8 protein-coding genes and 1 pseudogene are annotated in these 12,194 nt (G+C 57.8%); 2 read left to right on the top strand and 7 right to left on the bottom strand.

Annotated features, from left to right (window positions below; genetic code table 11):
* Positions 1-49 precede the first annotated feature (49 nt).
* Complete coding sequence (locus HTUR_RS20175; RefSeq protein ID WP_012945185.1) at positions 50-2,740, top strand: bacterio-opsin activator domain-containing protein; 2,691 nt, start codon at positions 50-52, stop codon at positions 2,738-2,740.
* A 233-nt stretch (positions 2,741-2,973) separates the two neighbouring features.
* A complete protein-coding gene (locus tag HTUR_RS20180) occupies positions 2,974-3,321 on the top strand; it encodes a hypothetical protein (protein WP_012945186.1) in 348 nt (115 codons plus the stop codon).
* A gap of 398 nt (positions 3,322-3,719) precedes the next feature.
* On the opposite strand, the gene HTUR_RS25780 is transcribed toward HTUR_RS20180, so the two are convergent.
* The 7 genes and pseudogenes from HTUR_RS25780 to HTUR_RS20215 all read right to left on the bottom strand — a co-directional run bounded on the left by HTUR_RS25780 (position 3,720) and on the right by HTUR_RS20215 (position 12,194).
* Positions 3,720-4,088 carry a tyrosine-type recombinase/integrase gene (locus tag HTUR_RS25780; protein ID WP_187291507.1) on the bottom strand — a complete coding sequence of 123 codons (369 nt, stop codon included), beginning with the start codon at positions 4,086-4,088 and terminating at the stop codon, positions 3,720-3,722.
* A 30-nt stretch (positions 4,089-4,118) separates the two neighbouring features.
* Positions 4,119-4,489, bottom strand: a pseudogene (locus HTUR_RS27585) (hypothetical protein); the annotation flags it as partial.
* A 196-nt stretch (positions 4,490-4,685) separates the two neighbouring features.
* Positions 4,686-5,756, bottom strand: coding sequence for a D-xylose 1-dehydrogenase Gfo6 (gfo6, locus tag HTUR_RS20190; protein WP_148225425.1), 1,071 nt, complete (start codon positions 5,754-5,756; stop codon positions 4,686-4,688).
* 513 nt (positions 5,757-6,269) lie between these two features.
* Complete coding sequence (locus HTUR_RS25790; RefSeq protein WP_226377520.1) at positions 6,270-8,114, bottom strand: molybdopterin oxidoreductase family protein; 1,845 nt, start codon at positions 8,112-8,114, stop codon at positions 6,270-6,272.
* A gap of 114 nt (positions 8,115-8,228) precedes the next feature.
* The gene (locus HTUR_RS20205) at positions 8,229-8,969 is read right to left on the bottom strand and encodes a DUF1641 domain-containing protein (RefSeq protein WP_012945189.1); all 741 of its coding nucleotides are present in this window, start codon (positions 8,967-8,969) and stop codon (positions 8,229-8,231) included.
* Position 8,970: 1 nt separating this feature from the next.
* A complete protein-coding gene (gene fdhF, locus HTUR_RS20210; protein ID WP_049942017.1) occupies positions 8,971-11,202 on the bottom strand; it encodes a formate dehydrogenase subunit alpha in 2,232 nt (743 codons plus the stop codon).
* 29 nt (positions 11,203-11,231) lie between these two features.
* The gene (locus tag HTUR_RS20215) at positions 11,232-12,194 is read right to left on the bottom strand and encodes a 2Fe-2S iron-sulfur cluster-binding protein (RefSeq protein WP_012945191.1); all 963 of its coding nucleotides are present in this window, start codon (positions 12,192-12,194) and stop codon (positions 11,232-11,234) included.

Genomic DNA, 12,194 nt, shown 5'->3' on the forward strand with positions numbered 1-12,194 from the left:
CGATTCTGTCAACGGAACCCTTTTTGGCAATTAGGGATGTCTTGAGGATATGAGTTCTGTCTCCCTATCGCCCAAACAGGTTTTAGAGGTGTTTGAAACCCTCGCACCCCCCGGGACACCGCTGACGACCCCAGAAGTCGCCGCCGAGTTCGACTGTAGCCACCGGACCATCTATAACAAACTAGAGACACTCGTCAACAACGGCTCACTCGAAACGAAGAAAGTCGGAGCACGTGGTCGCGTATGGTGGCGACCCCTACAGGAATGCGATCATGAGGATGAAGACGAAGACGAGCGGTTCTATCAATCATTGTTCGATTCGATCGACAAGGGCATCTTCCTCGCAGACGTGATCTTCAACAGGGATGGCGAACCGATAGACGTCCTCTATCGTGAGGCCAATACAGCAGCAACGGAAATGGTCGGCGAAAACTTCGAAGGCCGCTTCTTAACCGAGATTGATCTAGGGTACGAGGACCATTGGTACGAGACCTTCGGCCGGGTGACTAGCACCGGCGAGGGAGAACGTCTTGAAGTATATGCGGAACCGGATGGGCACTGGTATGACGTCTACGTGTTCAAGCCGCCGAACGACGGCAATCGGCGTATCGGAATCATCTTCCAGGATATCACCGAGCGCAAGCGTGCCCGACAGAAATTGGAAGAAGAACGGGATATGTTCGCCGACGGACCGACGGTCGTCTTCCGGTGGACGCCCGAGGCCGATGAGGGATGGCCGGTCGAGTACGTCTCCGAAAACGTCGAGGACGTGTTCGGGTACACGCCTGCGGAACTCGAATCCGGAGATATCCCGTATACCGACCTCCTCCTCGATGAAGAACTCGACCGGATCGCCAGCGAGGTCGCGGAGAACAGCGACGAAACGACCGAGCGGTTCAGTCACGAGCCCTACCGGATCAAAACCAAAGGCGGTGACATCCGGTGGGTGAAAGACATCACAAAGATCGTCCGGAACGGTTCCGGGAAGATTGTCAACTATCTTGGGTACCTTGTTGACATCACCGAGCGCAAGCAGGCCGAGGAAACGCTGAAGCAAACGAACCGATCGCTCAAACGACTCAATAGGGCGAGCGCCGACCTGTTCGACGCCGAGCCGGATGCCATCGCTGACCGCGTCGCCGAACTTACCCAGCATGTCCTCGACATCGAGTACGCCGCGCTGTGGCGCTACGACGAGACGACCGGCGAAATCCGGGAGTACGCCACCTCCGTCGATCCCGAACTGGACGCAGATAGCGTTACGCCTTCCGAGGGATTCCATAACCAGGTGTGGAAGACCTTCATCAGTAACGACGTATCCGCCGATACCGATCTTAACGTCCCCAACAGCGGGGTGATCGAAACAAAAGCCCCACTGCGAAGTTGTGTTCTCGTCCCGCTGGGACGACACGGCGTCATTTGTGCTGGTTCGACGCGAGTCGAAGCGTTCAATGGCCGCGTGGCCGATCTCGCAGAGACGGTCGCGGCGACGATTAAGGCCGCGTGGGACCATGCCGAAGGCGAACAGCAGTTGACCGACCGCAACGCGGAACTCGAACGTCTTGACAGACTGAACGGGCTCATTAGGGGCATCGATCAGGCATTAGTGGATGCTGAGACACTCGAAGCGATCGACCAGTCCGTGTGTGAACTCCTCGCGGACTCCGAGCTGTACGAGTTCGCCTGGATCGGCGAGCGTGATCCAGGCTCTGACACAATCCGGCCCAGAGAGTGGGTCGGTGTCGATCACGGCTACCTGGAAACACTGTCAATTTCGACCGACCAGCATCCCTCAAACGAAGATCCTGTCGCCGCCGCCGTGCGAACACAGCACGTGCAGGTGGTCGAAGACGTTGCCATCGACCCGCGTGCCGCCGACTGGCGAGAAGCAACGCTCGACCGCGGGGCGCGCTCGTGTATCAGCATTCCGCTGGTCTACAACAGATCGCTATACGGTGTCCTGTCGGTATACGCCGCGCAGCCGAAACCCGACGAGCGCGATCATGCGGTGCTTGCCGAACTCGGGGAGACGATTGCCCACGCGATCAACGCCGTCGAAACCAGACGGACGTTGTTGACCGACAGCGTCACCGAGCTCACGCTCGAAATTCACGAGGCCGACGACGTCCTTACCAAACTCGCTCGGAAGACCGACACCGAGATCGAATTCGACGGGCTCGTTCCCCAGAGCGACGGTGCACCCCACCTCTTCTTTTCTGCGCATGATGTCATCGCCGAGGACGTGCTCGCTGCAGTACGACACCTACCTGAAGTAGCGGAGATAACGCTGATCAGGGAGGAGGAGTCACGGTGCGTCTTCGAAGCAACGGTCACCGAGTCCACACTCATATCATATGTCGAGAACGAAGGTGTCGTTCGCTCGCTTTCAACTACACCTGAAACAACCACTCTTATCGTTGATCTCCCTGCAGCCGCGACCGTTCGGGAGTTCGTCGAAACTATCCAAGAGATCTATCCAGGTACTGAACTTGTGACTCGTCAGACATGTGAACGGGAGATTACGACGCGTCAGGACCTGCGCGACGCCCTCACTGAGCGGTTCACTGACCGACAACTCGAAATCCTGGAAACCGCCTATCGGAGCGGGTTCTTCGAGTCACCGCGCGTACGGACGGGGAAGGAATTGTCCGAGGCGCTGGGGATTACGCAATCGACGTTCTCCTACCACCTCCGGGAAGCCCAACGCCGTCTCTGTGAGATAGTGTTCGAAAACTCCTGATCAGCGTCCTAGCCTCGTACCGGATACCTAGCTTTACTATTTCACACCGGAGATTTCCCACACCGTCAGAGAATACCAACGAGTTGGTCCCTATCTAGCGGCCTGAGCGGCGTTTTCGAGGGAGTCCGTGAAGAAAACCACTATCATCGGTCTAGATAATACGTATAGATGTCCGCGACAGTGAGAAAAGTTCGAAATCAGGCTTTCCTTCGTCTCGTTCTTCTTCTGGAGTGATGATCTTGGATGGGACCAAGAGTGCAACTCAGACATCAATGGATACCGTACTAGACATTTTGGCAAACAAGTACCGTCGTAGACTTCTATTCGCCTTACTGGAGCACAATCCACAGGAGGACGATGATATACAGATTCCCTCCGATATCCACATCGAAAATGAGGATCTGAAGGGGCTCAAGACCGAGATGGTGCACGTGCACCTACCCAAGCTCGAAAAGGCGAGCTTCATCATGTGGGACCGGGAAGTGCACGAGGTGCGAGAAGGATCCCAGTTCGAGGAGATTCGGCCACTACTTCAGTTGATGCGCGACAACCCCGACAAACTCCCTGAGGGCTTGCTCTGAGCCCAATCACCGAGTTCAGATAGGCCTGGATCACAGAGCTAACAACCGCCCTGGTTAGGCCGCCCAGCGGCCAGATTCGGCCGACGTAGTTGGCGTATTCGATCTGACTGCCCATGCTGAATGCATCCTCTGTATTCAGTACGTGATTCTTGGCAGTTAGCATATAGATTGATAGCCTTGCTGGTAACGCTCTCTTCTGAACTTAGCAGTAGGGATCTATACCTGTCTCTCACTATACGCGCCATGTGTCGCCGTTTTTCGAAGCCACGAGTCGTTGCTGTTGTTCGTAGTCCTCGACCGCAATCAGGTCGTCCTCAAGGTCGAGTTCAATATCGGCCACAGGTTAGTGTTCAATTATTTGAGAATCGAATGTATCGATAAGTAATCCGTAGGCCAGATCAGTCGCTGCCTACGACGTCGTCGATGACGTTTGCGACGTCCTCGTTTTTGATATCGCTGTAGGCTTCGTGGGTCGTTTCGATTGACTGGTGCCGAAGGGCCTGCTGGGCGTACTCTGGCTTCCCACTGGCGTACAGTTCGTGGCCGAGTCTACGCCGGCCACCGTGCGGTTTCAGGTACTCGCCGTCGATTTCGATGTTCGCCTCGTTGCAGAGCGTTTTCATCACACGACGGCCACCGTTTTTCGTAAGCGCAGGTGGCGGGACCTCCTTTTTACGGAGTAGTGCGTCGAGGATTTCGGTTTTCGTCCTGTCACCCCCATCCTCGAGCCACCGGGATACTGTCTTCTCGTCGTACTCGTCGATCAACGCCTGTCGTTTCGAGTTGTAGTGGGGGCCGTCCGCGCGTTCGAGAGTGATGGTCAGATCGCCGGACTCGTAGTCGGTGTCAAACTCAATGGCAAATGCCTCTGAGTCGTAGGCCGCGTGGTAGGCCCGATACGGTTCGAGCGAGCCGGTCGCCTTGAAGTGGAAGAACGCTGCTGCGATGTAGGGTTTGCTCTGCGTTTCGATCCGCGCCTCGACTGGGGCCGGAAGCGCTATCTGGACGTGTCGGTGTCGATACTGACTGCGAACGCACGCGCCTCCTCGACGGTCGCTTGCGAATGCGCCGGGGTCTCACCGGTGAGCACGTTCACCGGCGTGTCTGTCTCGTCGGTGAATAGGACGTCTTCGAATGTGCGCGTCCCGAGAACCGCGTCGAGGGCCAACTCGCAATCGTTGAATGGAAGTTCCTTTTGGGGTCATCAAATCAGGAGCCTACAGCGGGGCTCAGTCGTTTCACCCCCCGAAAAACAACTTCCGCTGTGAGTACCAGAAAACGGTTCACATTATTCGTGTTCGGCATTCCCGAATCGGTCAGTACAGATATATACGTGGTCGGCCGTTACTACTTTTCTATCTCGTTCACAGGTCGAGTTTGACGCGCTGTCCCCTCTCAGCGGATTCGTAGAGGGCACGGATGACGCGCATGTCGACCATACCGTGTTCGCCGTCGGGTTCGGGGTCGAGACCACGCTGGAGGCGGTTAGCGAAGTAGTCGAACTCCTCGCGCATCTGGTCGACCGGCTCCGGCTGATACTCGCTCTCGATGTCCGTTCCGGATACCCGGAGCACTTTCTGGGTGTTCGGGAAGAAGAGCCCCTCGATGCTCAGTTCACCTTCGGTGCCGACGAACCGGAGGCTCGAGGTCACTGTCGCGCTGTGCGTGACTGTACACGAGGCGAGCTTGCCGTCGGGGAACTCTAGCTGGAACGCTGCGTGCTCGTCGGTTCCCTCGTAGGCGGGCTGTTCGGACTCCGTCCGAGCGTACACCGCTTGGGGATCTTCCTCCAGGATGAACCGGATCGTGTTCAGCGGGTAGATCCCGATGTCGTTGAGCGTCGTCCCGCCGGCGAGGTCGGGGTCGAACCGCCAGCTCGTCTCGTCGGCGGCGTCGAGGATCGTGTCCGACATGTGCCCGAGTATCGAGACGACATCGCCGATTGCGCCGTCCCGGATCAGTTCTCGGGCGCGGCGGGCCACCGGTTCGGTCTGGAGCCGGTAGGCGACCATCAGCGGGACATCAGCTTCCCGGCAGGCGTCGACGAGCGCCTGAGCGTCCTCGACAGTCGCTTCCAGGGGCTTCTCGCAGAGGATCGCCTTATCGCGCGCGGCCGCGGCTTCGACGTGGTCCCGGTGGAGTCCGTTCGGCGTGCAGACGTACACTGCGTCGTAGGCATCGGTTGCCGCGCCGTCGGCATACTCGTCGTAAGTGAGGGTTCCCTCGATCCCCTCCAGGTCAGCCGCGACCTCCTCAGCCTTCTCCGTACTGGAACTGACCAGGACCGTCGTCGCACAATAGTCCGCGTTTTCGACGGCAGGGATCGCGTGCTCGCGCGTCCACCACCCGAGTCCGACCATGGCGAACCGGACCGCATCGGCGTCTGTAGGGCGTTCCCAGTCGCGAGCACTGAAGCTGTCGAGATCGAACTCCATGAGCGAGGATTTGCTGCCCATAACAGATAGTCTTCACGCACGAGGAGCCACCTATCGAGTAGAGACGATTCCTGGGAGCGTATCCGATAATTCAGTCTCCGACGAGTGCGGTCGTAGTACTCGAAGGCCTGAGTACAACGCCTCAATATCGTGCTTCGCGGCCCACTGTAACGAGTTTGCCATGCACTCAGGACACGACGGTGTCGATTGCGACTGTTGCGATGCATCTCGAGTAGAGCGACTGCTGACAGTCCGGTCTGGAGCCATCATTTCTCCAACGAGGCCGCTGACTGGTCGCTCCGCCGTCCCTCCTCGGTGTAATAATTCTCTCTGAGGATGCTACTGGGCTTGACCCGTAGTGGAACCTACCTGAAGGAGAAACTCAGACGGCAACTGACAGTACCGTCTAGTTAGCGCGGTTTGAGATGCGAGCAGGTCGTAGAGTGAGTTTAGGATAATGCTCGCTGAGCAGGTCTGCAAGCTGCCTGTCCAACTCCAACTATGCACCGTGCCTTAGTTTTGATTCCGTTTGGTAGCTGACGTAACTATGATGGCGCTTGTGCCACGACGCAGAAGGGGATCCGCAACTCGGGCTGGCAAGTATACCGTCGTGCACCGAACCTTCTCGTCCAACTCGACTCTGGCCTTGATAGTCTGTTCCTCATTCGAGATTACAACGAGATCCTGATCTCCAATATTTCGGTCTTGGGCGTCTTCTGGATGCATTCTGAGTCGGCGTTTAGCCTCGCTATCATCCCCTTGTGTCTCTCCGACCCGTCCGCCAGCGATCAAGGAGAGCCCACTTGCGGAATCGAAGGTGAATCTCGATTGGTCGTTACTGAAAACTGCCCGTCCGTCAGACGTCTCGAAACTGTCGCGGTACAGTGTCGAGTCGGAGTTGACTGGCCACTGTCGACCGGATAGTCCAAGCTCGGCGAAGGAAAGTCCTTCATACGTAGGTGCGATACGGGTCAATTCATCGAACACGTCGGCTACCGTTTGGTATTCAAAGGCGTTCGAATCGGGGAGTAACAGTGTCCCGAGATCACGAAGGATTTCGAAATCTGAGCGGGCCGAACTAGGAGGGTGTGTCATTGGCGAAAAGCGTTGGACTCGTCGTTCGAGATTTGTTATAGTTCCCCGTTTCTCGAATCCAGCAGCGGCTGGGAGCACAACGTCCGCGTTGCTTGCAGTCTCGCTGAGAAACAGGTCGAGGACAACGAGATGGTCGAGTGTATCGAGCCGCTCACAAGTCCAATCAGGATCGCACTTCGAAATAGCCGGATTCTCGCCAACGACAACCGCTGCGCGGATTTCCTTGCCGCAGGCCGTAAGCATCTCCCGCGCATTCTTCCCATGGTTGGATGGGGGTATCATACCCCACTCCTTAGCGATCCGTTCACGAGCGTCGGTCGCAGTCACCGATTGGTGACCGGGCAGACGATCTGGGACACAGCCGGTATCAGTCGCTCCCTGCTCGTTCGCGAGGCCGCGGAGCACGTACAATCCAGCACCGGGGCGTCCGATGTTCCCAGTGAGAAGGAGGAGGTTGAGGAGCGCTTCGGGGGCATTTGTGTTGTCGCCCTCAATACCTGTTCCGACTAGCGCTGCGACCCCGTCAGCCGTCGCGACAAGTTCTGCGAGGCGATCGATTTGTGTCTCGTCGACACCTGCCGCTGACATTGCTTCTGTTGGATTAAGTCCTCGTATAGATGCTGCGAACGGTTCGAACTGTCGGGTGCGCTCGTGGATGAACTCTCGGTCGATATCATTTCCATCGAGGAGCTGAGTACTCAACAGATCGAACACCAGTGCATCGGTTTCTGGACGAGGAGTTATATGAATCTCTGCGAGGCGAGTCGTTGCATTCCCGATCGGATCGATGTGGACGAGCGTCGCACCGTTATTGACCGCCGGCCGGACGAAGCTATTGAACGCGATTGGCTGCCGTTTCGCGGGATTAGCCCCTGCGATTATAATTACGTCAGCGTCGCTCAGTTCAGCGAGTCCATTCGTTGATGCTGGCCATCCAACACGGGTCTCGAGACACCGAGTCGTCGATTCGTGACAGAGACGGGCCCGATTATCGATGTTGTTCGTTCCAAGCATCCGTGCCAGCTTTTGCAGGAGATAATTCTCTTCGTTGGTACAGTGTGGCGCACCGAAGAACCCCATTGCGTTGGGGCCATGCCGGTCGAGCGTAGCTTCGATCCCGTCGACGATCCGTTCATAGGCTTCGCCCCACGACGCTGGCCGGAGTTCTCCCCGATCTCGGAGTAGTGGTTGCGTAAGCCGATCTTCCGTGTCGACGTCAAGTGCGTTAATGCCCTTTCGGCAGAGCCGACCGTTCGGATTCATTGGACCCGAAACGCCGTTAGCACGCGATCTGTCACCGACTCCCAGCCGACAGCCGACCGCACAGAGTGGACAGACTGTCGAGTGATCGAGATCGTCGTCGTTGGTGGTCACTGCTTAGGATCGGTCCCTAATGCGCTGTCCTTTGGCCTTCAGGAAGCTGATGAGGTATCCGAGGCTGAACCGAATGTCCCGATTCAACAGCGCCGACAACGTTCCCATCGGGCCAATCGGCTCGGAGTCCCGCTGGGCATCGCCGATCGCGCCGAACAACTCGTTCATACCGCGGGCAGCATCCTCGTCAATCTCCAGCGCTGAGAGCGTCTTTGCCGTCTCGGCGAGGTCGTCGAGGTGGCCCTCACGTTGGAGTTCCAGTACAGTCTCGAGGATGGCGACGAGTTCTGACCCGTTGTCTTCGAGCAGTGTCGACAGCTCCTCGATTTCTTCGGGCGAGAGCGATTCGGAGACCGAGGAAGCGACGGTCACGAGGTCTTCAAGGTGGCCCTCGCGCTGGAATGTGAGTATGACGTCGAGCGACTCCGAAAGCGTGTCGGCGTTCTTACCTAACTCGTCTGCGAGCTCCGCTGCGCCGTCGGTCGAGAGGCCGTCAGCGGCGGCGACGAGGTTAGCTGCCGAGTCCGTGACGTGGCCGACCTCTTCGTCGTCGGCACTTGCGATCACGAGGATCGCGGTTGTGATCGCGTCTGCGAGTTCGTCGCTTTGCTCGATCGCTGCGGCGATGTCGTCACCGTGGGTTGCGAGGGCATCCTTAACGGCCGCTTCGCCGTTGCTCTCGGGACGTTCTTTCCGCGCTCCGTTAGTCGCTGACTCGGGGTAGGACGACTGTGGTTTTGCCATCTCAGTCGTCCCCCATTGTCTCGACCGCTTCCGTTCCGGTTCGGTCGATATCGTCCTCGACAGCTGCGATCTTCACGGCTGAAACCTTAAATTCTGGCGTCGATGCGGCCGGGTCGAGGCGGTCTTCGTCGGTGAGGCGGTTCACGGCACTCTCGGCGAAGTGGATCGGAACGAAGAGGTTCTCGGGGCCGACGCGGTCAGTCACCTGTGCGGGGACAGTCGTTTCGCCGCGTCGGGATTCGATCCGAACCGGATCACCGTTCTCGATTCCGTACTCGTTAGCGGTCTTAGGGTTGATTTCGACGAAGTCACTCGGGTTGTACTGCATAATGCCCTCTTCGCGGTGGGTCATCGTTCCGGTGTGATACTGATACAGGACGCGGCCGGTAGTGAGCGTGAACGGGTACTCATTGTCCGGCGTCTCCGCAGGTTCGCTGTATCCGATAGCGTGGAGGTTTGCCATTCCGTCCTCGGTATCGAATTCTTCCGTATAGAGACGCTTTGTACCGGGATGGTCTTCGTCCCAGCACGGCCACTGAAGGCCGCCCTCAGCTTCGACGCGCTCGTGAGTGACACCGCCATACAGTGGTGTGAGAGAATTAACTTCGTCCATAATCTCGGCCGCTGAGTCGTAGTCCCACTCGCGCCCCATCCGGTTTGCGAGGTCTTGGAGAATCTGCCAGTCTGGCCGGGATTCGCCCTTTGGTTCCATCACTTTGTTGACCTTCTGGACCGTTCGGTCCGTGTTCGTAAACGTTCCCGTCTTCTCGACAAACGAACAAGCGGGGAGGACGACGTCGGCGTATCGTGCAGTCTCGGTCATGAAGAGATCCTGAACCACGAGGAAGTCGAGATTTTCGAGAACGTCCTCGGCATGGTTCACCCCGGGCTCTGAGAGCGCTGCGTTCTCGCCGATAATATACATTCCTCGGACGTGATCGTCGTCAGCTTCGAGGAACATCTGGGTGGTATAGTAGCCGTACTCTGGCGAGATTTCGCAGTCCCAAGCGTCCTCAAACTTGGCACGAACCTCGTCGTCAGCAATGTCCTGATACCCCGGGAAACTGTCCGGGAGTGGACCCATATCGCCGCCCCCACCTTGGACGTTGTTCTGGCCCCGGAACGGCGAGACCCCCGCACCGGGCTTTCCGAGATTGCCAGTGATCGCTGCGAGGTTTGCCATTGCCATCACGTTCTCGGTGCCGTGTGAGTGTTCGGTGAGTCCGAGCGTCCACCCGAATATACACCGATTTGCCTCGGCTATCGTCTCTGCGGCGGAAGCGATCGCCTCGGGGCGGGCACCTGTTACCTCCTCAACGCGCTCCGGTGTGAACTTCTGGACTGCCTCCTTGACATCTTCGAAACCAGTGGTCCGTTCCTGAACGAATTCCTCGTCGTAGAGGTCATTGTTGATGATGTAACGAGTAATTCCGTTGATCCAAACGGCGTCGTATCCGGGTTTGATTTGGGTGTACTGCGTTGCGTACTCGGCAATCTGGACCTCCCGCGGATCGAACACGATCAGATCGCCGCCGTCTCTCACGTTCTGTTTGATCCGCGTTGCAAGGACGGGGTGGGCCTCGGTAGTGTTCGACCCAGTTAGAAGGATACAGTCGGCAAGTTCGAAGTCGTCGGTACTGATTGACGCTGCCCCATATCCGTAGGTTTTCGCCAGCCCAGCGACCGTCGAGGAGTGACACAAGCGATTGCAGTTGTCGACACTATTGGTGCCGAGAACCTGTCGAGCAAACTTGCCCATCAGGTAGTTATCCTCGTTTGTCGCCTTCGAGGAGGCGATGACCGAAAGTGCTTCGCCGCCATGTTCGTCGCGGATACTGCCGAGCCCTTCGGCGACCCTCGAGAGTGCTACGTCCCACGTCGCCTCGCGGAACTCACCGGATTCGTCACGGACCAGTGGCGCAGTCAGCCGGTCGTCGGAGTTGACGAAGTCGTAGCTGAACTTCCCTTTCACGCACGTCGAGATACCGTTGACGGGTGCGTCCTCGTCGGTCGGACGCGCTGCGAGGACTTCTTCGCCGTCGGAGTAGAGATCAAACCGACAGCCGACCGCACAGTAGCCACAGGTGGTGTCTTCGACGTTCAGTTCCTCCAGCCGTTTGTCACCGATCGACTGCGCGATCTCGAACAGTTTGCCTTCGGGAAGCGTCTCGGCGGCGACACCCTCGGCGACGTGTTCAACGTTCTCTATTGCCTGGTCCTTAGCTTGCTGCATATATCCCGCGACACCGTCGAGGTCATCGTTCACAACCAGTCACCTCCGCTCTGGGCGTCGTCCCATGTATCGCTCAATGTGTCGTCATCAGTCGGAGAGTCGACCATTTCAGTCGTGGGGGTCTCGAGTCTGTGTTCGGTGCGCTTCTTCGGCGTCATCGGTCCCTTTGACGTTCCAGTGCTCTCGTAGGTCTTCCCAACGCTGTTCTTCTGTGTGAAGCCGGGGAGGGGGATCGTCGTTGCGTTCTCGATCCCTTTCTCAACGAGTGAGCCAGTCGGACAGACGGTCACGCAGTGTCCACATGAGACACAGGTTGACTCCTCCATCGTCTCTGCGTCGCTCTGGAACCCGATTCGGGTGTCTTGTCCAGAACCCTCCATCCGGAGGACACCTTCGACCTGCACATCGTTGCAAGCTTCGACACAGCGGTTACAGAGGATGCACTTGTTGCGATCGATTTGGATGAACGACGAGGAGTCGTCGATCGGCTCGTAGTCGTCGCGGTCGTCACGGACGCCGTACCGCGGTTCTTCGACGTCTTGTTCGATGGCAGCGTCCTGCAGTTCACACCGTCCGTTCTTACCACAGGTCGTACACCGAAGATTGTGATCTGAGAGGACAAGATCGAGGTTGACATCGCGAGCCTCGGCGGCGTCGGCTGCGCCGGTCTGAACGGTGAGGCCATCCTCGGCCGGGAAGCTACACGCCGGTACGACGCCGTGTTCGTCGGTTTCGACCATACAAGTTCGGCATTCACTCCGTGGGCCGATCTCGTGGCGATCGTAGCTACATAATGCTGGGACGTAATCGTCAGTCTCGACCGCTTCGATCGCATCTAGAAGCGTTGCACCGGCCGCCACGTCGATGGTGGTTCCGTCGACGGTCACGGTTGCCACGTCGGTACTCCCAACTGGGGGGTCCGTCGCCGTTCCGGGCGCGATTTCCTCTGTCAGTGGCGGTGCATCGATCTGTTGTGGGTTTTCCGAACTCAT

The sequence above is a fragment of the Haloterrigena turkmenica DSM 5511 genome (assembly GCF_000025325.1).
Taxonomy (GTDB): domain Archaea; phylum Halobacteriota; class Halobacteria; order Halobacteriales; family Natrialbaceae; genus Haloterrigena; species Haloterrigena turkmenica.